At 66.6% G+C, this 22,067-nt stretch carries 18 protein-coding genes; 11 read left to right on the forward strand and 7 right to left on the reverse strand.

Annotated elements, in window-relative coordinates; all coding sequences use genetic code 11:
• Nucleotides 1-45: 45 nt before the first annotated feature.
• Nucleotides 46-1,263 (reverse strand): trans-aconitate 2-methyltransferase, encoded by a 1,218-nt coding sequence (locus H8F25_RS16555; RefSeq protein ID WP_197211345.1) that lies wholly within the window; start codon nucleotides 1,261-1,263, stop codon nucleotides 46-48.
• A 152-nt stretch (nucleotides 1,264-1,415) separates the two neighbouring features.
• Between H8F25_RS16555 and H8F25_RS16560 the strand changes: the two genes are divergently transcribed.
• The 7 genes from H8F25_RS16560 to H8F25_RS16590 all read left to right on the forward strand — a co-directional run bounded on the left by H8F25_RS16560 (nucleotide 1,416) and on the right by H8F25_RS16590 (nucleotide 10,126).
• Entirely contained in the window at nucleotides 1,416-4,439 is a 3,024-nt protein-coding gene (locus H8F25_RS16560) for a phycobilisome rod-core linker polypeptide (protein ID WP_197211346.1), read from the forward strand.
• Between the two features lie 436 nt (nucleotides 4,440-4,875).
• Complete coding sequence (locus tag H8F25_RS16565; protein ID WP_197211347.1) at nucleotides 4,876-5,361, forward strand: allophycocyanin; 486 nt, start codon at nucleotides 4,876-4,878, stop codon at nucleotides 5,359-5,361.
• A 42-nt stretch (nucleotides 5,362-5,403) separates the two neighbouring features.
• A complete protein-coding gene (apcB, locus tag H8F25_RS16570; protein WP_197211348.1) occupies nucleotides 5,404-5,889 on the forward strand; it encodes an allophycocyanin subunit beta in 486 nt (161 codons plus the stop codon).
• Between the two features lie 33 nt (nucleotides 5,890-5,922).
• Nucleotides 5,923-6,123, forward strand: a complete 201-nt coding sequence (locus H8F25_RS16575) for a phycobilisome linker polypeptide (RefSeq protein ID WP_197211349.1) — start codon at nucleotides 5,923-5,925, stop codon at nucleotides 6,121-6,123.
• Between the two features lie 626 nt (nucleotides 6,124-6,749).
• Complete coding sequence (locus H8F25_RS16580) at nucleotides 6,750-7,961, forward strand: FtsW/RodA/SpoVE family cell cycle protein (RefSeq protein WP_197211350.1); 1,212 nt, start codon at nucleotides 6,750-6,752, stop codon at nucleotides 7,959-7,961.
• A gap of 24 nt (nucleotides 7,962-7,985) precedes the next feature.
• Complete coding sequence (locus H8F25_RS16585; RefSeq protein WP_197211351.1) at nucleotides 7,986-8,732, forward strand: cytochrome c biogenesis CcdA family protein; 747 nt, start codon at nucleotides 7,986-7,988, stop codon at nucleotides 8,730-8,732.
• A complete protein-coding gene (locus H8F25_RS16590; RefSeq protein ID WP_197211352.1) occupies nucleotides 8,729-10,126 on the forward strand; it encodes a cytochrome c biogenesis protein ResB in 1,398 nt (465 codons plus the stop codon). Before H8F25_RS16585 ends, H8F25_RS16590 begins: the two co-directional genes overlap by 4 nt.
• On the opposite strand, the gene queF is transcribed toward H8F25_RS16590, so the two are convergent.
• The gene (queF, locus tag H8F25_RS16595) at nucleotides 10,098-10,544 is read right to left on the reverse strand and encodes a preQ(1) synthase (protein ID WP_197211353.1); all 447 of its coding nucleotides are present in this window, start codon (nucleotides 10,542-10,544) and stop codon (nucleotides 10,098-10,100) included. The genes H8F25_RS16590 and queF overlap by 29 nt on opposite strands.
• 347 nt (nucleotides 10,545-10,891) lie before the next feature.
• Between queF and H8F25_RS16600 the strand changes: the two genes are divergently transcribed.
• Nucleotides 10,892-11,230 carry a P-II family nitrogen regulator gene (locus H8F25_RS16600; protein ID WP_197211354.1) on the forward strand — a complete coding sequence of 113 codons (339 nt, stop codon included), beginning with the start codon at nucleotides 10,892-10,894 and terminating at the stop codon, nucleotides 11,228-11,230.
• Between the two features lie 121 nt (nucleotides 11,231-11,351).
• Here the strand turns inward: H8F25_RS16600 and H8F25_RS16605 are convergent, their stop codons facing one another.
• On the reverse strand, nucleotides 11,352-12,215 hold the full coding sequence (locus tag H8F25_RS16605; RefSeq protein WP_197211355.1) for a TlyA family RNA methyltransferase: 864 nt from the start codon (nucleotides 12,213-12,215) through the stop codon (nucleotides 11,352-11,354).
• A gap of 169 nt (nucleotides 12,216-12,384) precedes the next feature.
• On the opposite strand from H8F25_RS16605, the gene H8F25_RS16610 reads away from it, so the two are divergent.
• Both H8F25_RS16610 and purB read left to right on the forward strand, forming a co-directional pair.
• Nucleotides 12,385-12,600, forward strand: coding sequence for a hypothetical protein (locus tag H8F25_RS16610; protein WP_197211356.1), 216 nt, complete (start codon nucleotides 12,385-12,387; stop codon nucleotides 12,598-12,600).
• A gap of 64 nt (nucleotides 12,601-12,664) precedes the next feature.
• Complete coding sequence (gene purB, locus H8F25_RS16615) at nucleotides 12,665-13,960, forward strand: adenylosuccinate lyase (RefSeq protein WP_197211357.1); 1,296 nt, start codon at nucleotides 12,665-12,667, stop codon at nucleotides 13,958-13,960.
• Between the two features lie 10 nt (nucleotides 13,961-13,970).
• Here purB and H8F25_RS16620 read toward each other — a convergent pair whose 3' ends face one another.
• The gene (locus H8F25_RS16620; protein ID WP_197214023.1) at nucleotides 13,971-14,405 is read right to left on the reverse strand and encodes a 23S rRNA (pseudouridine(1915)-N(3))-methyltransferase RlmH; all 435 of its coding nucleotides are present in this window, start codon (nucleotides 14,403-14,405) and stop codon (nucleotides 13,971-13,973) included.
• 147 nt (nucleotides 14,406-14,552) lie between these two features.
• Entirely contained in the window at nucleotides 14,553-15,119 is a 567-nt protein-coding gene (locus tag H8F25_RS16625) for a hypothetical protein (protein ID WP_197211358.1), read from the reverse strand.
• A gap of 427 nt (nucleotides 15,120-15,546) precedes the next feature.
• Here H8F25_RS16625 and H8F25_RS16630 point away from each other — a divergent pair, with 427 nt between their 5' ends.
• On the forward strand, nucleotides 15,547-16,377 hold the full coding sequence (locus H8F25_RS16630) for a hypothetical protein (protein ID WP_197211359.1): 831 nt from the start codon (nucleotides 15,547-15,549) through the stop codon (nucleotides 16,375-16,377).
• A gap of 360 nt (nucleotides 16,378-16,737) precedes the next feature.
• On the opposite strand, the gene H8F25_RS16635 is transcribed toward H8F25_RS16630, so the two are convergent.
• Nucleotides 16,738-17,514 (reverse strand): hypothetical protein, encoded by a 777-nt coding sequence (locus H8F25_RS16635; protein WP_197211360.1) that lies wholly within the window; start codon nucleotides 17,512-17,514, stop codon nucleotides 16,738-16,740.
• A 498-nt stretch (nucleotides 17,515-18,012) separates the two neighbouring features.
• On the reverse strand, nucleotides 18,013-22,044 hold the full coding sequence (locus H8F25_RS16640) for a magnesium chelatase subunit H (RefSeq protein WP_197211361.1): 4,032 nt from the start codon (nucleotides 22,042-22,044) through the stop codon (nucleotides 18,013-18,015).
• Nucleotides 22,045-22,067: the final 23 nt, after the last annotated feature.

Raw genomic sequence — 22,067 nt, forward strand, 5'->3', positions numbered from 1 at the left:
ACGCAGCGTTACGCATCCCTGACCGACAGGGCTTGCGGCTGTAGCTCAGACGGTCACCGGCAGCAGCACGGCCTGATCGCGCAGCCGCCGGATCCCGGCGATCCGCTCCTCGGGGCTGAGCTCCACTGGAAGCTGCCCCAGCGGGGTGCCGGCCGGAGCCGCCTCCATCGCCTGCACCAGCGCCACGTCGGCGGGTTCGAGGCTGAGGGGCTGCAGATCCGGACCGAGAAGAGAGGTGGAGGGCCAGCCCCAGAGGCAGCGGTTGCGCTCGCCGGCCAGGGCCAGCAGCGCCGCACCGTCGTCTTCCGGCCGCTGCGGCAGGGGCGGGCGGGCCAGTAAGAATTCGAAGTGACTGATGTCGGGGTCCAGCTCTTCCACAAGCTGCCAGCGCTGTCGGTCGTTCAGGCCACGGGCCCGTTCCAGGAGCGGCCCCTGAAGCAACCGGGCCGGATCCCAGACCTGCGGATTGGAGAACCCGGCGAACTCCAGCCCGCTCTGGTCGATGAAGGCGAACAGGCGCTCGAGGTTGTAGCTGGTTTCCTGCGGATGCAGGTACATGTCGGCGAAGTTCGCGTCCGCCGCCGTATCGAGCGCCCAGCGCTGCTCATGGTTGTGGCGCAGCCGGTTCTCCGCCGGAAGGACCTCGAACAGCTGGCGGCCGAGCCGCAGGCCCTCTCCGCCTGTTCCCGCGCCGAGGAGCTCCAGGGCCCGCTGGGTCCGGTGGATCTCCCAGCGCCCGCCGTCGGCGTACAGAAACAGGTGCAGCACCCCCCCGGGCGCGAGCCTGGCCGCCAGAGCCCGCAGGCCCGCCTCCGGCTCACGCAGATGGTGGAGCACCCCCACCGAGTTGATGTAGTCGAACTCCCCTTCGCCCTCCAGATCGAGCAGGCTTCGCTGCTCGATCCTCAGCTCCTCCACGCAGGCGGCTGCCCCGGAGCGTCGCAGCCGTTCCCGTGCCACCTCCAGGGCGCCGGCGCTGATGTCCACGGCCAGCAGGCGCGAGCCCGGATTGAGATGGCAGAGGTAATCGCTGCTCACGCCGGTGCCGCAGCCGGCATCGAGGATCCGCCAGCGGCGGGGGGCCGGGGGGAGGGATCCGAGGGCGGCGGCCCGGGCGCTGTCGACGCACCAGCGCCAGTTGTATCCGGGGGGAGGCCCGTCCTGAAGCGGATCCCCGGGATAGGGGAAGCGGTCGTAGAAGGCACTCACGACCGGGGTGGCGGCGTCGCTGGGCGGCGGCGGCGGGGTGGAGGAAGACGTCATCGGAGCGGGAGGGGCGACCGTGCCGCGAGCATTTCATGCGACCAGCCGGGCCGCCGCGCCATCCCTCGGAGAGGCTGCAAACATTTGTTCATGGCCCCCCGGAGGCCTGTGGGGACAGCCGTAACGTGCCCAGGCCCGGCTCGCTCTCGTCCATGACCGTGACCGCCAGCAGCGGCAGTACCAGGGTCGCCCCCCAGCTCTACGACACCCTGCCGCTCTCCAGCGTCCGTCAGGCTGAGCAGCAGGACCGTTTCCCGGATGGCGGGGAACTCGACTCCCTGATCACGTTCTTCCAGAGCGGTCGCGTCCGGGTCCTTGCTGCCCAGCGCCTCTCGGCCAATTCCGCGGCCATCGTCGCCCGGGCCGCCAATCGCATCTTCTCGGGCGGCACACCCCTCTCTTACCTCGACTCGCCCCTGCCGGGCAGCGCCGGCGCCGACGGTACGCCTCTGGCCGCCGACCAGGCCGCCTTCCAGCGCTCGGTGCAGACGTTCGCAGGCGCCACCGGCAGTCGCGGCAACCTGTTCACGCGTCTGCTGGAGGGCGCCGGTGGTGATGCCGATGTGAGGGTGGTGCTGCCCACCGGGTTCAGTCCGATTGCGGTCGGCCGCTACGGCACCGAGCGGATGAAGAAGTCGATCCGCGACCTCGCCTGGTTCCTGCGCTACGTCGGCTATTCCATCGTCGCCGGCGACCCCAGCATCCTGTCCGTCAACACCCGTGGGCTGCGGGACGTCCTCGAGAAGGCCTGTTCGCTGGCGGCCACCAACGTGGCTCTGCAGGAGATGCGGGCCGCCGCCGCCGGCCTGCTGCGCGATGAGCCCGAAGCCCGTCAGCTGGTGGTGGACGCGTTCAACGTGCTGCTCAAGGAGCTGGAGATTCCAACCCCGTCGGCCCGGCAGCGTCTCGGCAGCCCGGTGAATCAGGGCCTGCAGCTGCCGGCGATCTACGCCCTGGCGGCTGATGGCGCCCAGCGGTTCATCATGCGGCCGCGGATGTCCGGCGCCCAGAAAGCGGAGGTGGTGCGCGCCGCCTATCGCCAGGTGTTCGAGCGCGACATCGCCAAGGCCTACTCGCAGGTGGTCTGCCCGGTGGAGGCCACCCAGGTGCGCCAGGGGCAGATCTCGATGCGTGAATTCATTCGCGCCCTTGGCCGCAGCAACGAATATCGCCGCCAGTTCTACGGTCGTTTCGTCAACAGCCGGGTGGTCGAGCTGGCGTTCCGCCATTTCCTTGGCCGCGGCATCAGCTCCCGGGAGGAGTTCACCCACTACTTCGACATCGTTTCTTCCAAGGGCCTGGGCGGACTCGTTGACGCACTGGTCGATTCGATGGAATATGCACGCGTTTTCGGAGAGGAGACCGTCCCCTATCTGCGCGATCTTGGCGAGGAGGCTCAGGAGAGCGCCGGCTGGGGTTCCAACCGCAAGCTGTTCCGCTACAGCGCTCCATTTGAAGGTGCACCCCAGTACGTCACCCTCTACGCCTCCTATCGCCAGCCTTACGCCGATCAGCATCCCTACGGCGGCGGCAACGATCCGATCGCGCTCAACTACGGCGCCATTTTCCCGTCGGGCACCGCATCGGTCGCCACGCGTCCCGCTCCGATCCGCTACGACAGCCGCCGCATCCTGATCGGCAACGGGATTCGTCAGCCCGGGCCGATGAACAGCGCCCAGTTCCGCAGCTCCACCCCTCGGCGGGTCGGGCCCAAGGTGCTGCGTCTGCAGCAGATCGCCACAGGCGGCAACTCCGTTCCTCGCCGAGGTGGCCAACCGAGCGTGCGCGGCAGTGAATCAGCCACCCAGGCCGTCATCCGCGGCGTCTACGTTCAGATTCTCGGCAACACCGGGTATGCCGGTGAGCGCAACACGGTCGAGGAGATCAAGCTCGAGAACGGAGACATCAGTCTGCGCGAGTTCGTGCGTCAGGTGGCCCGCTCCGACGCCTTCCGCCGGCGCTACTGGAGCGGTCTCTACATCTGCAAGGCGATCGAGATCATGCATCGCCGCATCCTCGGTCGCCCCACCTTCGGTCGCTGGGAGATTGACTCTTATTTCGATATTGCCGCCCGCAAAGGCTTCTATGGCGTCGTCGACGCGCTGATCAACAGCCGTGAATACAACGAGGCCTTCGGTGAGGACACCGTCCCCTACGAGCGCTTCCTCACCCCGGCTGACCGGAACTGCCGTCGCCTCCCAGGCCTTGTCCGCCCCTTCGATGCTCGTGCTGTCGCCGACCTGACGCCCCAGCAGCGTCCCGATGTGCCGCGTCCGAATCAGCTCCGCACCGTGGCGGATGTGGTTAACCGCAACCTGCCCGATCGCCGTCAGGTGATCCGCGGCACCTGGACCGCTTCGATCGGCGATGGGCAGATGTCCACGGCTCCCACTGCTCCGAACTCCGGTCCCACCACCCTCAGGCAGCCCCCTGCTCCGACCCGCTTCTGGAGTCAGCCTGCTGCCACTCCTTCGGTTCCTTACACCCGACCCGGGATCACGCCGAGCGCTTCGCCGGTCTCTGCTCCTGCCGCCGCTGCCCCGCTCACCATCGGTGGCTGGACTGCAGCCGTCAGCCGCGGTCTCAGTGCTGCCGCCGCGGAGCAGCCGGGAGCGCCCATGGTGCGTGCGCTGCGTGCGGGCACACCCAGGGCCCTGGGCCGCCGCCAGAGCCTCGGCAGACCCGTGCAGCTTCTCACCGACCCGAGCGAGGCTCAGCTGACCGAGGTGATCGAGGCCAGCTACCGCCAGCTCCTCAACCGACCGCCCCTCGCGATCGAGCGTCTCGGTGACGCCGAATCTCAGCTTCGCAACGGTGTGCTGACCGTTTCCGATTTCATCGGCCAGATCGCCGGCAGCGAGATGTTCCAGGCCCGCCTTCAGCGCATGGCTCCCCTCCGTGCCGCCACAGCCGCTTACCTTGCCCTGCTTGGCCGTGCCGCCCAGCCTGCCGAGGTCAGCCGTTTCCTGGCCCGACGGGCGACAGCCGGTCAGCGTGCCGCTCTGGAGGATCTGCTCGCCAGCCGCGAGTACGCCACCAGCTTCGGACGCGACACCGTGCCCTATCTGCGCGGTCTCGGCACCCTGGAGGGCCAGCCCCTCTCCACGGTCAACCGCACGGCCCAGTTGTATGGCGGCAACGCCGCCCTCAATCCCCCCATTCGCGAAGCCCTCTGATCGGAGCCTTCTCTGAACAGAGCGCTCTGCAGCTGCATTGCCATCTGCTGTCGCAGTTGAGGTCGATCCAGACGTCAAAGCGCTGTATTCCTCCCGGAGCCCTTGATGCGGCTCCGGGTTTTTTCATGTCAAGACATTGCGATTCGGGCGTTCATTGCGCCTCAAAAGTGTTGTGCCAAGCCCGTTGCCAAACGCCTCGGCGGCGCAGAACTATTCCCGCTTCGCTGGCGCTCGCCACTGTCAAGAACTGCAGTGAAAGCCTTTGCAGGCCAAGGGTTTTCAATCAGTCCGCTGCCGTGAAGATCTGTTACCGGGCTTCGGTCGACAGCAGAGCGCTGGCGCAGAATGTCTCGGCGGTCGAACCCCACGGCCAACCCCTTACCCACCGGATGCCGGTCACCTTCAACGGCGACCGCTTGTTTCGAGGCAGAACTGCATGAGCATCGTCTCCAACTCGATCATCAACGCGGACGCCGAAGCCCGCTACCTCAGCCCTGGCGAACTCGACCAGATCAAGTCGTTCGTGGCTGGCGGACAGCGTCGCCTCCGCGTCGCCCAGGTCCTGGCCGAAAGCCGGGAGCGCATTGTCAAGCAGGCCGGCGGCCAGCTGTTCCAGAAGCGCCCTGACGTCATCTCCCCCGGCGGCAACGCCTACGGCGAGGAGATGACCGCCAGCTGCCTCCGGGACATGGATTACTACCTGCGCCTGGTCACCTACGGCGTCGTCGCTGGCGACGTGACCCCGATCGAAGAGATCGGTATCATCGGTGCCCGTGAGATGTACCGCGCCCTGGGTACTCCTCTGGAAGCGATGGCGGAAGCCGTCCGCGAGATGAAGAACGTGGCCACCAGCATCCTCACCGGCGCTGACGCCGAGGAAGCCGGTTTCTACTTCGACTACGTCGTCGGCGCCCTCTCCTGAGGTCTTCCCCCTTTCTCCTCCATCGCCTCTCTCTCAGGATCCATGCAAGACGCCATCACCAACGTCATCAATCAGGCCGACGTCCAGGGCCTGTACCTGGACCCCGGCGCCATGGGGCGCCTCGAGCAGTACTTCGCCAGTGGTGAACTGCGCGTCCGTGCCGCTGCCACCATCAGCGCCAATGCCTCGGCCATCATCAAGGAAGCCGTCGCCAAGTCGCTGCTCTATTCGGACATCACCCGTCCGGGCGGCAACATGTACACCACCCGTCGCTATGCGGCCTGCATCCGCGACCTGGATTACTACCTGCGCTACGCCACCTACGCGATGCTCGCTGGTGACACCTCGATCCTCGACGAGCGTGTGCTCAACGGCCTCAAGGAGACCTACAACTCCCTGGGCGTGCCCATCGGTGCCACGGTGCAGTCGATCCAGGCCATGAAGGAGGCCACTGCTGCTCTGGTCGGTCCTGATGCCGGTCGTGAAATGGGCGTCTATTTCGACTACATCTGCTCGGGTCTCGGCTGATCCCAACCGTTATCCCTGAGAGGAGTCGTCCCCATGCGCCTGTTCAAGATCACAGCCTGCATTCCCTGCCCTGAGAAGGTTCGCACCCAACGTGAACTGCAGAACACCTACTTCACCAAGTGGGTTCCCTATTCCAGCTGGTTCGCGGAACAGCAGCGGATCATGAAGCAGGGGGGCAAGATTCTCAAGGTGGAACTGGCGACCGGTCGTCGGCAGCAAAGCTGCGGCAACTGATCTGCTTCGACCTCGTCTCTGGATCGGCCATTCAGGCTTTGAGCTGATTGGTCGATCCTCGGCGTCTTCCCCGGCTCCGCCGGGTTTTTTTATGCTTCGCGCTCGTGGCCGCGTCCCTCCGTGCGCCTCCCGCGGCCCGAGGCCCCCGAGGGAAGCCTCGCCTCCCGTTCCCCGGTGACCATGCCTGGCCCGCCGTGATCCCGCCGCGGCGGGTAGGGGTGGCGAGAGCCGTCAGGGAATGGCCGCCGATGGTGGCACCTGGGGCCTGCCTCTCCGCCCATCTCGCCGGTTCTCTGGCGACGCGGCTTCCATGGGTGGCCGCTCCTCCTGATGGCCCCTGACCCAGCCTCAGCGACTGCGCGAGAGCCTGCCGCTGTGCCTCCTGACGTCGTCTTGATCCGCCTTCTGCGCCGGACAGCCAGCCTGGAAGCCCGGGGATCCTTCGCTGGGCTGGTCGCGATCCGTCTCTGAAGGTGCTGCATCGTGTCGCTGGTCACCACAAGTGGATCCGGTTCGTGATGGAGCGTCGGGGCCTGCCGGACGTGTCCGATCGCTCCGCTTCTCTCGACAAAGGGCGCCGCAGACGGCTCAATGGAACGATGGTCGTCCCCGTTCCTCCGGCCTCGATGTCCACCTCCACCCGAGCCTTGCCGGTTGACGCCGACGCCGTCTCCGGACGTCGGCGCGGCATCCTTCCCCTGCCCTGGAGTCTCTGGCCAGCGGAGGCCCGTCTGCTGCTCGGCCTGGTGGCCCTCTGGAGCTGTTTCGGGCTGTTGGTGCTCACCTCGGCCAGCTGGTTCGTGGCGGATCGCGAGATGGGGGATGCCGCCTTCTACCTGAAGCGTCAGCTGATCTGGCTGATCGCCAGCTGGGGTCTGTTGCTGCTGGCGATCCGCAACACGATGCGGCGCTGGCTGCATCTGGCGGCCCCGGCCCTGCTGATCGGCATGGCCCTGATCGCCGCCACTCTGGTGATCGGCAGCACGGTGAACGGAGCCAGTCGCTGGCTGGTGATCGGGCCCCTGCAGATTCAGCCCACGGAGCTGATCAAGCCCTTCATCGTGCTGCAGGGTGCGGTGCTCTTCTCGCACTGGCGCCGGATCGCCAAAGACCAGAAACTCCTCTGGCTTGCCATCTTCGGAGCCGTGATGCTGCTGATCCTCAAGCAGCCCAATCTCAGCACCGCAGCGCTGATAGGCCTGCTGCTCTGGCTGATGGCTCTGGCCGGCGGCCTGCCCCTCGTCCTGCTCCTCGGGGCTGCCGGTGGAGGTGGACTGCTCGGGACGTTCAGCATCATGGTGAACGAATATCAGCGCCTGCGCGTCACCTCGTTCCTTGACCCCTGGCGTGATCAACAGGGAGACGGCTACCAGCTGGTGCAGAGCCTGCTGGCGATCGGTTCCGGTGGCCCCCTGGGCCAGGGGTTCGGTCTCTCGACCCAGAAGCTGCAGTATCTGCCGATCCAGACCACCGATTTCATCTTCGCGGTGTTCGCTGAGGAGTTCGGCTACGTGGGCTCCCTGATGCTGCTGCTGTTTCTGATGGTCTTCGGCTTCGTCGGTCTCCGCATCGCCCTCAGCTGCCGCAGCAACCAGCACCGCCTGGTGGCGATCGGTTGCACCACCCTCCTGGTCGGCCAGTCGATCCTCAACATCGCAGTGGCCAGCGGCGCCATGCCCACCACCGGTCTGCCGCTGCCGCTGATCAGCTACGGCGGAAACTCGCTGCTCAGCAGCCTGTTCGTGGCCGGTCTTCTGATCCGCTGTTCCCTGGAGACCACCGGCCTCGAGGGGAACCGGCCCCGCCGGCAGCGTTCCGTCCCCGCCTCGATAGGCTGATCCACCGTCGGCCTTCCTACGGCCATGTTCAGCCCGGCCCTGCTGCTCGCCGACTGGGGTCGCAGCGGTGAACTGCTGCTCCAGAACTCCCTCTCCCACCCCGGACCGCTCACCCTGGGCCTGGTCTTCACCGGAGGGCTGCTCACCAGCCTCGGACCCTGTTCCCTGTCGCTGCTGCCTGTCACCCTGGCCTATCTGGCCGGATTCGGGGGCGACACCGCCCCCCTGCCTCAGCAGGCTCGCTCACTGCCCTGGCAGCGCAGCCTCAGCTTCACCGCCGGCATCGTCGCGGCCCTGGTGCTGCTGGGCGGAGGCAGCGCTCTGCTTGGACGCCTGTATGGGAGCCTGCCCAGTCAGATCCCCCTGCTGGTCGCCGTCGTGGCGGTGCTGATGGGCCTGAACCTGCTCGGTTTGCTCCCCATCCCCCTGCCCGCCGGTCCCGATCCGGAGCGTTGGAGACGTCTTGTGCCTGCTCCGCTCGGCCCGCTGGCGGCCGGCCTGGCGTTCGGACTGGCCTCCACGCCCTGCACCACGCCTGTGCTCGCGGTGTTGCTGGCCTGGATCGCCCAGAACGGCCGGCCTCTGACGGGCATGCTGCTGCTCATCAGCTTCGGGGCCGGGCAGGTGATCCCTCTTCTCCTGGCCGGCACCGCCGCCGCCATCCTGCCCTCGCTGCTGCGCCTGCGGCGCGTCGGGCAATGGATCCCACCGCTCAGCGGTGTGGTTCTTCTCACCACCGGTTGTCTCACCCTGCTCGCCCAGATCCCATGACCGCATCGGCCCCGCAGCCCTGGCGCCCGCTGCAGCGCCTGCTGGGCCTGATCTCCGATCTGCGCCTGGCGATCGCTCTGCTGCTTCTGATCGCTCTCGGCAGCGGCATCGGCACGGCGATTCCCCAGCAGGAAAGCGAGGGGTTCTATCACCAGCGCTACGACCCGGCCCCCTGGCTCGGGCTGCTCCATGGCGACGGGGTGCTGGCGCTGCAACTGGATCACGTCTATTCCAGCGGCTGGTTCCTGGCCCTGCTGGCCTGGCTGGGTCTCTCCCTGCTGCTATGCAGCTGGCGGCGTCAGTGGCCAGCGCTCTCGGCCTCCCTGCGCTGGATCGACTACCGCTCACCGCGTCAGCTCAGCAAGCTCAGTGTCGCCCAGACGCTGGTCTGCGCCGATTCCCAGGCCGCACTGGAGAGGCTGGATCTGGAGCTGCGCCGTCAGGGGTGGAGCATCCGCCGCCAGGACGATCGCCTCGCCGCCCGTCGTGGCGTGGCCGGTCGCGTCGGCCCGCTGCTGGTGCATGCGGGCCTGGTCGTCCTGATGGTGGGCGCCGCCTGGGGCGCTCTCGGGGGTCAGCGGCTCGAGCAGTTCCTGGCGCCGGGCCGTGAGCTTGAGCTGATGGACAGCCGCGGCCGCACCCAGCTGACGGTGGCTCTCGACGCCTTCGCGATCGAGCGTGACCCGGCGGGCCGGCCGGAGCAGTTCCGCTCCGAGCTGCGCCTGATCCCGCCAGGGCCGGATGCCGTGCCGGCTCCTGCCCAGCCGGATCAAGGTCTCCCCTCCCCTTCTTCCGTCCCTGACGGCGGCGAGGTGGTCCCCAGGGCCCTGCGAGCTGAGATCAGCGTCAATCACCCACTGCGCCACCGCGGCATGACTCTGTATCAGGCTGACTGGGCCCTGGCGGCGCTCAACGTCCAGCTGGGCCGCAGCCCGGTGCTGCAGCTTCCCCTGCAGAGCCTTCCCCAGCTGGGTGAGCAGGTCTGGGGGGTGGTCATGCCCACCCGGCCGGATGGCAGTGAGCCGGTGCTGCTCACCCTCTCCAGCGAGGAGGGGCCCGTTCAGGTGTTCGGTTCGGATGGCCTCCGAGTGGCCCAGCTGGTGCCTGGGGGCGAGGCGCAGGAGGTGCTCGGCCTGCCGATCAGGGTGGCTTCGGTGCTCCCCGCCAGCGGCATCCTGCTCAAGCGCGACCCCGGCGTGCCGCTGGTCTACGCCGGCTTCGCCATTGCCCTGATGGGGGGCGGACTGAGCCTGCTGGCCACCCGTCAGCTCTGGGCGATCAGTGAGCCCGCGGCTGCTCGCCTGCATGTGGCGGGCCTGTGCAATCGCAATCTCACCGCCTTCGCGGCTGAGCTGCCGCAGCTGCTCAGCAGGGTTGCCGCTGACCGTGACTGACCCGCACGACGGTGTGGACATTGCCGCGCGGGTTGAAGTCCGCCACCAGCTCCATCCACACCGGATCGCAGGCCGCGACCAGGTCGTCAAGGATGCGGTTGACCACCTCCTCATGGGAGATGGTGCGATCCCGGTAGCTGTTCACATACAGCTTGATCGCCTTCAGTTCCAGCACCCGCGGACCGGGCTGGTACAGCAGCCGCAGCACCGCGAAATCGGGATAGCCCGAGAAGGGGCAGAGGCAGGTGAATTCCGGCAGCTCGATCGAGACCTCGTAGGCCCGCCCAGGCCGGGGGTTGTCGAAGCAGATCAGCTGGGCCTCGGCGATGGCCCGCTCGCCGTAGAGCGGCGTGCGGGTCTGCTCGGAGACGCTGCTGGCCTCGGCGCTGGAGACGCTGGAACTGGTGGCGGTGGCCATGGGCCCTGGAGACACATCGATCGTTCCCGGACCGTACTGGATCGGTCCGGGCCGGCCGGCGGCGGCGTGCCCGTGCGTGCCCGGCTGCGCATGCAGCGTCGCTCAGGGCCCAGGGCGCTGCCTTTGGGTGGCTCCCGGTTCCGGTGGAGCCGCTCCGGCGATGGCGCCTCCTGCGTAGCAACGGTTACGACGACTCTCGTCGCTCTCGGGCCTAATGACCCTGCCCGTTCACCCGGGCCCGCACTTCAGGCGCCGGGATTCCGCCGTTTCCCTGTCGCGAAGTGCTCAGGGTGGCTTGCCCTGCTCCTGCCAGCCCTCCAGACTCCAACTGAGACAACCCCTCACCCATGAAGAAGATCGAGGCCATCATTCGTCCCTTCAAGCTGGAAGACGTCAAGATCGCCCTGGTGAACGCCGGCATCGTCGGCATGACGGTGAGCGAGGTGCGCGGGTTCGGCCGCCAGAAGGGCCAGGTGGAGCGCTACCGCGGCTCCGAGTTCACCGTCGAGTTCCTGCAGAAGCTCAAGCTCGAGATCGTCGTCGATGACGATCGCGTCGACACCGTGGTCACCGCCATCCAGGATGCGGCCCGCACCGGCGAGATCGGCGACGGCAAGATCTTCATCAGCGCCATCGATGCCGTGATCCGCATCCGCACTGGCGATCGCGACAGCGAAGCCATCTGACGCGCTTCGATGGTCGGGGGGGAGACGGAGCCTGAAGCGATTCAGGTGCCCTCTCCTCTCGCGTTGTGTCGACACTGTTCCAGGGGTGATGCCGTCTGGGCGGCCTCGCCTGTTGCGGCGCTCATCCCCCCTTCCCAGCCATGGTGCGCTGCACAACGGCGTTCACCTCGGCTTCCGTCAGCAGGGGCGCCGCAGCCGCGGCCAGCGCATCAGGCTCTCGCAGCCAGAGCAGGTATTCGTGGTTGCCGGCCGGTCCGGTGATCGGAGAGGCCACCAGCCCAGCGGGCGCCCAGGTGAGCTGTCCGGCCGCTTCGATCACCGTCAGGATCGCGTCGCAGTGGGCACGCGGGTCGCGCACGACGCCCCCTTTCCCGACCCGCTCACGACCCACTTCGAACTGCGGTTTGACCAGCAGCACCGCTTCCGGTTCCGCTGCGGCCGGCACTGCGGACTGTTCTCTTGAGCGCAGCAGGCCCCGGAGCGCCGGCAGCACCCGGGTCAGTGAGATGAAGGACACATCGGCCACCGCCAGATCGGGCCAGGGGTTGCCCGGGCCATAGAGATCGGCCGGCTGCAGGTGCCTGAGGTTGGTGCGCTCGCGCAGCACGACGCGGGGGTCGGTGCGCAGGCTCCAGGCCGTCTGGCCATAGCCGACGTCGATGCCATAGACGCGCTGGGCGCCGTGCTGCAGCAGGCAGTCACTGAAGCCGCCGGTGGAGATGCCGCCGTCGAGGCAGATCCGCCCCTGCACCTGGATCGGCCATGCCTCCAGTGCCGCCAGCAGCTTCTCGCCGCCGCGGGAGACGAAGCGTGGTGGCGTCTCCACATGGAGTTCCAGATCGGGCAGGACCTCCGTGCCCGGTTTGTCGAGCAGCTGATCGCCGCCGCGCACCTTGCCGGCGCGGATCAGCTGCTGCGCCTGTTGGCGGCTGGCGGCCAGGCCGCGCCGCACCAGTTCCAGATCAAGACGCTGCCTGCGGGCCATGGACCGCCACTCCCCCGATGCATCACAGTCCGTTTCCGTTCTTCATCGAACCACAGACGAAACCGAACAAAATCCGAGAGAGCGCCGGCGCTGCCCAAAGTCGCCGGAAGATGGCGCCACTCCCGCACCAGACGCGATGGCCCATGCTCCTGAACCGACTGGCCACGGCATGACTGCTCCACAGCCGCTCCGCGCTGCGGCAACGTCCACGGTGCTGGAGCTGCTGCAACCGGGAGCCTTCGTCAAGCTCCGCAACCAGCCTGAGGATCTCCCCCCCTTCCAGCTGATCCGCTGCCGGGGCGGCCGCTGCTGGGTGCGGCAGCAGGCCTGGGGCCGTCTGGTGCACTGGGAGGTGGCCCACCGCCAGCTCACCGCCGTCGCCTGAGCCTCCGGGGAAGACCTGATCGGCGAGTCCGTAGGTTGGGATCGACGACACTTTTCCACCGGCCTTGATCGAGCGCTACACCCTGCCCGAGATGGGCCAGATCTGGAGTGAGGAGGCGAAGTTCCAGAGCTGGCTTGATGTGGAGATCGCCGCCACGGAGGCGAACTGCGAGCTGGGGCGCGTGCCCTCCGAGGCGGTGGCGACGATCAAGGAGAAGGCGTCCTTCTCGGTGGAGCGCATTCTCGAGATCGAGGCAGAGGTGCGCCACGACGTGATCGCCTTCCTCACCAACGTCAATGAGCACGTGGGTGATGCGGGCCGCTATATCCACGTCGGCATGACCAGCTCCGATGTGCTCGACACCGGCCTGGCGCTGCAGATGAAGGCCTCGGTGCGGCTGCTGCGCAGCGAGCTCGACCGTCTGGCCGAGGCGATCCGCGAGCTGGCCCGTGCCCACAAGGGCACCGTGATGATCGGCCGCAGCCACGCGATCCATGGCGAGCCGATCACCTTCGGTTTCAAGGTGGCCGGCTGGCTGGCGGAGGTGGAGCGCAACCGCGAGCGGCTGGAGCGGCTCGAAGCGGTGGTGAGTGTCGGCCAGATCTCCGGTGCGATGGGCACCTACGCCAACACGGATCCCTGCGTCGAGGAGATCGCCTGCTCCAGGCTGGGCCTGGTGCCCGACACCGCAAGCACCCAGGTGATCTCCCGCGATCGCCACGCCGAATATGTGCAGACCCTGGCGCTGGTGGGCGCAGCACTGGAGCGCTTCTCCACCGAGATCCGCAACCTGCAGCGCACCGATGTGCTGGAGGTGGAGGAGAACTTCGCCAAGGGCCAGAAGGGCAGCTCGGCCATGCCCCACAAGCGCAACCCGATCCGCAGCGAACGCATCAGCGGCCTGGCGCGGGTGCTGCGCAGCTACGTGGTGGCGGCGCTCGAGAACTGCGCCCTCTGGCATGAGCGCGACATCAGCCACAGCTCGGTGGAACGGATGATGCTGCCCGACTGCTCGGTGACGCTTCACTTCATGCTGCGTGAGATGACCGATGTGGTGAAGGGCCTGGGCGTCTACCCCGAGAACATGGCGCGCAACATGAATGTCTATGGGGGCGTCGTGTTCAGCCAGCGGGTGCTGCTGGCCCTGGTGGAGAGCGGCATCAGCCGCGAGGAGGCGTATCGCATCGTCCAGCGCAACGCGCATACGGCCTGGAACACCGCCGGCGGCGACTTCCGCGCCAATCTGGCGGCCGATCCCGATGTCACCTCACGTCTCAGCGCCGAGCAGCTGGCGGAGTGCTTCTCCACCGATCTCCACCAGGCCAATCTCGATGTGATCTGGCAGCGGCTGGGGATCTGAGTCGAAGGCCTCAGGCCCGGTGATACGGCCCGCCCTGCTGGATCGACAGGGCCCGGTAGAGCTGCTCGAGCAGCAGAAGCCTGGCCACGTCGTGCGGGAAGGTCATCGGTGAGAGGCTCAGGCGCCAGCTGGCTCGCGCCTTGAGGGCCGGATCGAGGCCATCGGCGCCGCCGATCACAAAGGCCAGCCGCTCCGAGCCTGAGCCCTCCAGGGCGCTGGCGAACGCTGTGGAGGTGAAGGTCTGGCCCTCCTCGCTGAGCACCACCAGGCGCTCCTGGGGAAGGAGGGCGGCGCCGATCGCCGCGGCCTCCCGCTCCATGCCGCCATCGCGCAGCTCCACCACGTCCAGGCCCGGCAGACGCTTGAGATAAAGGGCCACCCCCTCACTGAGCCAGCCCTTGCGGACCTTGCCCACCGCCAGGATCCGGATCCGGGAGGGATTGATCATGGGCCCGCGCGGAGACGCCGCAGGCTACGGCGAGGGAAGCCTTCCTCAGGCTGTGGCTGTCGGGACGAGGCAAGTCGGCAGGGGGCAGCCGGGCTGCGCAGCGCTCAAGGCTCCGTGCCGCCGCGTCAGGCCGGATTCAGAGACTCAGCCTTTGCGCACCCGCAGCTCGATGCGGATCTCGGCGATCAGGTTGGCGTAGATCTCGGCGAAGTCCTCGGCCCTGTCATCGGCGCGCAGCAGACCCCGCTCCCGCAGCAGCGCCTCGGTGCGGGGATCGGCCACGTACTGGACTGAGTCGAGCTCGAAATCGACGCCGAGGATGTGAGCCCAGGGCGTCATCGGCGAGGAGACCGCCGCGGCCTGGTCGCATTCCGCCTGCGAGAACATCGAGAGGCTCTGGGGCGTGATCGGCCGTACGTGGCTGGGATCGGTGCGGTAGTGCTCGTGCAGCGGATGGGGCACGTTGATGCGGATCAGGGCGCCGTCGCGGCAGACGCGATGCAGCTCGCCCATCACCCCGAGAAAAGTGCCGGTGCTGGCCCCCAGGTGCTCGAGCACGTGGTTGAGCAGCACTTCTTCGGCGGCGTCTGTGGGTAGATCCCAGGGGGTCTGCTCCAGATCGATCACCCGGTCGGGCTCAAAGCTGGCGACGGTGTCGATGTTGAGCCAGCCCTCCAGGCGCCGCGGGCCGCAGCCCAGGTTCAGCTTCATCGGCGGGGATTGCGGCGCACTGGCGTGGGATCCTACGGGCCATGCCCTGGACCCCCTACGCCGACGTCATCTATGCGGTGGTGAGCACCACCGGGCTGCTGCTGTTCGTCTGGCTGGTGCTGCGGCCAAGGCCCTGAGGCTGATGCCCATCCGCGTCGACAGGCCTGAGTTCTGTTCGTTTTCTCTGTTGATCTCTGCGGCGCTGCGGCCGCTGCTGAGGCCCGAGTCAGGCCTGAGCCTCCTCCGGCTCTGCGAGCTTGTGACGGCCGTGCCAGGAGGGGTGTGAAGGCTGGCCGCGGCGGCCCGAAGCGAACCGGCAGGGTTGGGCAGACAGTGCGTTCACTGTCTTGTCATTTTTGCCGAATTTGCCTTTAACATCGGCCTCAATCAGGCCTGTCCAAAACGATCGGGGGCGTTTCTTCCCTTCATGTTGTCTTCCTCCCGCAGCGCGGACCGGGACCTGGCCGGCATTCTCCAGGGCATCAGCGTTGGCCTCCTGCTGGTCTATCTGGCCACTGAGCTGAAACTGCTGTTGCCGCCGGCCTTGCTCCAGCCGGCCTGGCAGCTGCGGGCCGGCGAGGCCCTGCGCGGCGCCGCCGCCCTGCCCCTGGTGGCGGGCGTGCTGCTGCTGCTGGCCCGGCGCTTCGATCCTCAGGCTGAGGGGCTGGGGCGGCGGGTGGTGCTGCTGCGGCGGTTGTCGATCGCGGCCTGCCTGGGGTTCCTGCTGCTGATTCCGCTGCAGATCACCGCGGGCCTGCGACAGATCAATCAGACCACGGCCGCCGAGGCGCGCCAGCTGGATTCGGTGCGACGCGTGGCACAGGCGATCGAGCAGGCCGAAACCCCTGCGGCGATGAATCAGGCGATCGCCCAGCTGCCGGGCCTGCCCTCCGATTTCGAGGGACAGTTCGCCAAACCGCTCGATCAGGTGCGCAGCGGCCTGCTGGCGCAGATCCAGCCGCAGATCAAGAAGCTGGAGGCGCGCCTGGCGGAGTTGCGCAGGCAGCGGCTGTTCAGTGCGCTGGGAATTTTTGTGTTCGATGGCTTCATGTCGCTGGCCTACGCAATCGGCTTCGCCGCTCTGGCGAGCAGTGGAGAGGACAAGCCCAGCCTGCTGCAGCGGTTGCTCTGGAAGCTTGACAAGCTGGCTGGCTGGCTGCGTCGGCCGAGGCTTGCTGTACGGCGGCAGCAGGGACCGGTGAGTGAGGACTGGATTCGCGCGATGTCGGATGAGAATGAGGATTCATTCCGCCGCTAAAGCTCAGGCCATCAGCGATTTGTGAGGCCTCTGGAGCGCAGAGGAACAGACGTGATGCATCGATCTGGCCGAGCCCCGGCCACAGCAGGGTTGGTGTGCATGGGACCTTTGTCGCGGGCGGTAACGATTCGATTCCCGCTCGGACAGCTGCAAAGCAAAGGGCTCACCCATGGCCCCCCGTATGTGTCGAGCCGACAGACGCCTGGAGATGTCACGCACAACAGGGCGAAGGTCGGCGCGGCAACAGGTGATGATGACGGGCCAGGGGCAGGCGTTTTCATCCATCAAAAAAGCCCTGGGCAATTTTCCAGGGCTGATTTGGTACTGGAGATGGTTTTCAGTGAATCTGGGAGGAAGACTTCAGGCCACGGAGGCAACCGTGGAAGCCTTCTTCACCCGGCGGCGCAGGCGGCGGCTCCAGCCGAAGGCGGCACCAGCACCGACGATGGGCAGGGGACCGGGGACAGCATTGAAGGCGTTGCCGTAAACGGTGGATGGCGTGACCATGCCCATGTTGGGATCACTGTCAAAGAGAGCAAGGCCGGCCGAGAATCCGGAGAAGTTGCTGCTGCTTCCACTAAAGGTTCCTCGGATCTTGGCACCCGTGAAGCTGGTGATCCCAGCGGTCTGTAGATTCACTGCCGTTGTGTTGATCAGGGCAGCGATGCCAAGAGCGGAGGGTGGTGCCACCGGACCAGTGAGCGTGAAGGATGCCTGAGACTGCACATCAGTGCCGCCGAAAGTATTGGACGTGCCAGAAGTGCTATAGCTGCCTAGCCCTTGAGCGAAGGGAAAAATGGGAGTGGACTCAGTAGTTGAATTCGTCCAGATGGTGATTGCTTGATCTGTGAAGGGGGTCCCGCCTTGCTGACCGGAAACGAGAAACTCAACGTTGGAAAATGCTAAGGTATTGGAGGGGACTGTGTTGAGGTTGGCAACCTGAAGGCTATAAAACTTGTCGAGAGGCAGTGAGCCGCCATTGTCTGCGAAGACATCAGAGAAATCCAGTTCAAAAATGTCTCCAAATTGCACGAAGTTCGTGCAAGCCCCGCTTGGGATGTTCCCTGAAACAATGCTGGTTGCGTCGATCGCTTTGCAGCTCACCGTGGCGGCCTTGGCTGGGGCGTGAAGGGCCATGGCCCCGATGAGGGGGAGTAGCGCGGCCAGGGTGGCCGCGCGGGCGTGGGTGCTGGCCGCGCGTCGCATGGCCAGGTGGGAAAGGCGTGGCACAGGAATGTTCGTTCAAAACGTATCCACAATAAGGTAGCCGTGGTCGGCAGGATTGGATCTCGGCGGCGAGGATATTCGTAAATGGACACAATGGAGTCCTGCCGCGCAGTGCTTCCGTGGAATTGGTCAGGATTGTGGGCAGTTAAGAGGTATTTCTTGATACAGAACTATTTTGTGCGGGGTTCTGGTTCCGGGCGGGTCTGTTTCATCCTGGCTGGCAGTGCTGCAGGTTGTGCCGCTCTCGCGAGGGTGAGGGCCCGGCACGGGTCTGCCGCGTTGCCTTTGCTGAGCAGCTGCCTGCTGCCCCGGGTCTGCTTTCACTTTGGTGGGGGCCCGCTGCCCAACAAGGGGCAGGCCCGTCGCCCCGGCTTGATCGGGTCAATCAGCGGGCTGCACCGTTGCCGTTCAGATCGGCCCCTCGCTGACACCCTCGATGCGGTCTTCGATCTGCTGGTAGATCTCCTGCAGCTGCTGGATGTTCTCGTCGGAGGTTTCCCAGTAGCCGCGGCCGTTGACCTCGAGCAGGGTGCCGACGATGCGACGGAAGCTGTGGGGGTTCAGCTCCATCAGCCGCTGGCGCATCTCCGGGTCGTTGATGAAGGTGTTGTTGGCCTCCTCGTAGACGAAGTTGTCCACCTGGCCGCTGGTGGCGCTCCAGCCGAGGGTGAAGTTGAGGCGCTTGGCCACTTCGCGCACCCCTTCGTAGCCGCTGTTGAGCATGCCCTCGTACCACTTGGGATTGAGCAGCTTGGTGCGGGAGTCGAGGCGGATCGTTTCGCTCAGGGTGCGCACCTGGGCGTTGGCCGTGGTGGTGTCGGCGATGTAGCTCGCCGGCGCCTTGCCGTCGTCGCGCAGGTTCTGGATCAGCTTGGTGGGATCGGAATCGAAGTAGTGGCTCACATCGGTGAGCGAGATCTCAGCCGAATCGAGGTTCTGGAAGGTGACGTCGGCGGTCTTCATCGCCGCCTCGAACACCTCGCGCTTCTGATTCATCTCGCCCGGGTTGTCGGCATTGAAGGCGAAGGTCTTGCGGGAGAGATACATCTCCTGCAGCTCACCCTCCTCCTCCCAGGTGCTGTTCTCCACCGCCAGGTTGACGTTGGAGCTGTAGCTGCCGCTGGCGTTGCTGAACACGCGGGTGGCGGCATCGCGCAGGGAGATTCCTTCCCTGGCGGCCTGCTCCTGGGCGTGCCGGCGCACGAAGTTCCTCTCTAGGGGCTCATCGGCCTCGGCTGCCATCTTCACGCCCTGATCGATCAGGGCCATCTGGTTGATGAACAGGTCGCGGAACACACCGCTGCAGTTCACCACCACATCGACCCGCGGACGGCCCAGCTCCTCGAGCGGGATCAGCTCCAGCTTGTTGACGCGGCCGAGCGAATCGGGCACCGGCTTGACGCCGATGAACCACAGGATCTGGGCCAGTGATTCGCCGTAGGTCTTGATGTTGTCGGTGCCCCACAGCACGCAGGCGATCGTCTCGGGCCAGGTGCCCAGATCGGCCTTCTGGCGCTCCAGCAGCTTGTCGACCACCACCTTGGCGGCCGCGATCGCGGCACGGGTGGGGATGGCCTGGGGATCAAGGGCGTGGATGTTCTTGCCGCTGGGCAGCACGCCGGGGTTGCGGATCGGATCGCCGCCGGGGCCGGGCAGCACGTATTCGCCATCGAGGGCGCGCAGCAGGCTCTGCATCTCCAGATCGGCGCACACCTGCTCGAGGCAGAACTGCAGGTAGGCGAACAGCTTGTCGAGCTCGGCCTGATCCACAGTGCCGAAGCCGGCAGCCCGGCAGGCGCTCAGCCAGGGGCTGGGGAACGTGATGCCAAGGCGCTCCAGCAGGGCGAAGAACCAGCCGAAGTTGCGGCGCAGCGTCACCCGGCCGTCGTTGCCGGTGACGGCCTTCACCATCGCACCGACAGCGGCGCGGCTGGCTTCGGTGATGACGCGGTTGAGCTCCACATCCTCCAGCACGCCTTCGTCGTTGCCCTTGTAGATGGCCTCGATCGTGCGGCCGCGGCTCTCGGCCAGCAGCGCCGGCAGGGAGCGCAGACCCTCCTCCTCGCGCTCCAGGGCGGCGATGTTGACCAGGGTGGCGATCGCCTCCTCGGCGGTGGGGGGCTTGCCGATGGTGTGCAGGCCGCAGGGCAGCAGACGGCTCTCGATCTCCATCAGCTGCCGGTAGACGGCACCGATCACGGAGTCCCTGGCGGCCAGATCCAGCTCAGCTGCATCCACCTCGGGCAGCTGCACGTCCTTGTCGAGGTTGCACTGGCGCGCCGTCTCCACCACGGCATTGACGATCTGCACACCTCTGGAGCCTTCGCGCAGCTGCTGGTAGCTGCCCACCAGTTCGCCCAGCTCCTTGAGGCCCTTGTAGAGGCCAGCATTTTCGGCAGGCGGGGTGAGATAGCTGATCGTCTCGGCGTAGCCGCGCCGCTTGGCGATCGTCGCCTCGGAGGGGTTGTTGGCGGCGTAGTAGTAGAGGTTGGGCAGGGCGCCGATCAGCGAATCGGGGTAGCAGGTGTCACTCATGCCCATCTGCTTGCCGGGCATGAACTCCAGCGAGCCGTGGGTGCCGAAGTGCAGCACCGCGTCGGCGCCCCACACCTTCTCGAGATAGGTGTAGTAAGCCGCGAAGCCGTGATGGGGGCTGGCGCTGCGCGAATAGAGCAGCCGCATCGGATCACCCTCGTAGCCGAAGGTGGGCTGCACGCCGACGAACACGTTGCCGAAGTGGCGGCCGTAGATCAGCAGGTTGGTGCCGTCGCTGTTGAGATTGCCAGGCGGCTTGCCCCAGTTCTCCTCGAGCCGCTCGGAATAGGGTGTCAGCCGCTCGTACTCCTCGACGCTCATGCGATGGGCGATCGCCAGCTCCGGCGCCCCCTCCATCGCCTCCGGATCCTTGAGCACCGCCTCCATCAGCTCCTTGCTGGTCTTGGGCAGGCCGCTGACGTCATAGCCCTTGAGCCGCATCTCCTCCATCACCCGGTGGATGGAGCCGAACACATCGAGGTAGGCGGCGGTGCCCACATTGCCCTTGTCGGGCGGGAAGCTGAACACAGTGATCGCCAGCTTCTTGTCACTGCGCGGCTTGACGCGCAGCGAGGCCCAGCGGATCGAGCGCTCGGCGATGGCCTCCACGCGGTCCTGCAGGGTGTGGGCCTTACCGGTGGCGTCATCGCGCCCGCTCAGCACGATCGGTTCGATGGCGCCATCGAGCTCGGGGATGGCGATCTGCAGGGCCACCTGCACCGGATGCAGGCCGAGATCGCTTTCTTCCCATTCCTGGGTGGTCTGGAACACCAGCGGCAGAGCCACCATGTAGGGGCGATTGAGCTTCTTGAGCACCTCGATCGCCCTGGGATGGTCCTGCCGAGCCGGGCCGCCCACCAGGGCGAAACCGGTGAGCGACACCACGCCATCCACCAGCGGCACGTCGGGATTGAGCGGGTCGTAGAAGAAGGCGTTCACCGGCTTGGTGAAATCGAGGCCGCCGCAGAACACCGGAATCACGGTGGCGCCGCGGTATTCCAGTTCCTGGATCACGGCCACGTAGTGGGCCTCATCGCCGGTGACGATGTGGCTGCGCTGCAGCACCAGGCCGATCACCGGCCCCTTGCGCGCCTTCTCGGAGAGGTCCCTGCGGCTGGCGCTCCAGTTCAGATATTCCTTGATGTCCTCGAACATCGCCGGCGCCAGCGGGTGCCAGATGCCGAGATCAGGGAACACCACCGGATCGGCCACCTGCAGCTCGGGACGGGTGGCGTTGTCACCGTCCTTGCTGCGCGGGAAGACATATTTGTCGGCCAGCATCAACAGGAAGTTGCGCAGGTTGTCCGGCGTGCCGCCCAGCCAGTACTGGAAGCTGAGCATGAAGGAGCGCGCATCCTGCGCCTTCTCCACCGGCAGATACTTGAGAACGGTGGGAAGGGTGTTGAGCAGCTTCAACATCGCGTCCTGGAAGCCGGCGCCGCCGGCCTCCTTGCGCTTCTTCATGAACCCGGCGATCGCCGATTTGCTCTGGCCCAGCTGGGCCATCGAGAAGGTGCCCAGTTTGTTGAGCCGCATCACCTCCGGCATGGAGGGGAACACCACGGCGGCCTTGAGGCGGTCGCGGTGCGGCGCCACGGCCTCCACCACCTTCTGAGCGAGGTCTTCGATGAAGATCAGCGAGGCGATGAACACATCGGCCTCGGCCACGTCGGCGCAGAAGTCGGCGTAGTTCTGTGGGTCGCGCAGCTCCTCGATCAGATAGCCGCTCAGGTCGATCGCCAGCGGGCCGTTCTGCTCGTTCAGCGAGGTGGCCGCCTGGGTGAGGGCGTTCTGATACTGGGGCTCGAGCACCACGTAGACGGCCTTCATCACGGCACGTCCTTCGGGTCCCTGGCCGGGGGCCGGGCTGACCCGGCGGTTGGCGGAGCGGACCTGGGTGAACATGCGGAGCGTCGGCGCGTTGCAGC

It is taken from the genome of Synechococcus sp. CBW1004, from assembly GCF_015840715.1.
GTDB lineage: Bacteria > Cyanobacteriota > Cyanobacteriia > PCC-6307 > Cyanobiaceae > Cyanobium.

Coding starts and splice junctions, on each gene's coding strand:
- H8F25_RS16630 (WP_197211359.1), top strand. CDS start 15,547: ATGTTGTCTTCCTCCCGCAGCGCGGACCGGGACCTGGCCGGCATTCTC.
- H8F25_RS16555 (WP_197211345.1), bottom strand. CDS start 1,263: ATGACGTCTTCCTCCACCCCGCCGCCGCCGCCCAGCGACGCCGCCACC.
- H8F25_RS16590 (WP_197211352.1), top strand. CDS start 8,729: ATGACCGCATCGGCCCCGCAGCCCTGGCGCCCGCTGCAGCGCCTGCTG.
- H8F25_RS16640 (WP_197211361.1), bottom strand. CDS start 22,044: ATGTTCACCCAGGTCCGCTCCGCCAACCGCCGGGTCAGCCCGGCCCCC.
- H8F25_RS16635 (WP_197211360.1), bottom strand. CDS start 17,514: ATGGCCCTTCACGCCCCAGCCAAGGCCGCCACGGTGAGCTGCAAAGCG.
- H8F25_RS16560 (WP_197211346.1), top strand. CDS start 1,416: ATGACCGTGACCGCCAGCAGCGGCAGTACCAGGGTCGCCCCCCAGCTC.
- apcB (WP_197211348.1), top strand. CDS start 5,404: ATGCAAGACGCCATCACCAACGTCATCAATCAGGCCGACGTCCAGGGC.
- H8F25_RS16625 (WP_197211358.1), bottom strand. CDS start 15,119: ATGAAGCTGAACCTGGGCTGCGGCCCGCGGCGCCTGGAGGGCTGGCTC.
- H8F25_RS16600 (WP_197211354.1), top strand. CDS start 10,892: ATGAAGAAGATCGAGGCCATCATTCGTCCCTTCAAGCTGGAAGACGTC.
- H8F25_RS16580 (WP_197211350.1), top strand. CDS start 6,750: ATGTCCACCTCCACCCGAGCCTTGCCGGTTGACGCCGACGCCGTCTCC.
- queF (WP_197211353.1), bottom strand. CDS start 10,544: ATGGCCACCGCCACCAGTTCCAGCGTCTCCAGCGCCGAGGCCAGCAGC.
- H8F25_RS16565 (WP_197211347.1), top strand. CDS start 4,876: ATGAGCATCGTCTCCAACTCGATCATCAACGCGGACGCCGAAGCCCGC.
- H8F25_RS16585 (WP_197211351.1), top strand. CDS start 7,986: ATGTTCAGCCCGGCCCTGCTGCTCGCCGACTGGGGTCGCAGCGGTGAA.
- H8F25_RS16575 (WP_197211349.1), top strand. CDS start 5,923: ATGCGCCTGTTCAAGATCACAGCCTGCATTCCCTGCCCTGAGAAGGTT.
- H8F25_RS16605 (WP_197211355.1), bottom strand. CDS start 12,215: ATGGCCCGCAGGCAGCGTCTTGATCTGGAACTGGTGCGGCGCGGCCTG.
- H8F25_RS16610 (WP_197211356.1), top strand. CDS start 12,385: ATGACTGCTCCACAGCCGCTCCGCGCTGCGGCAACGTCCACGGTGCTG.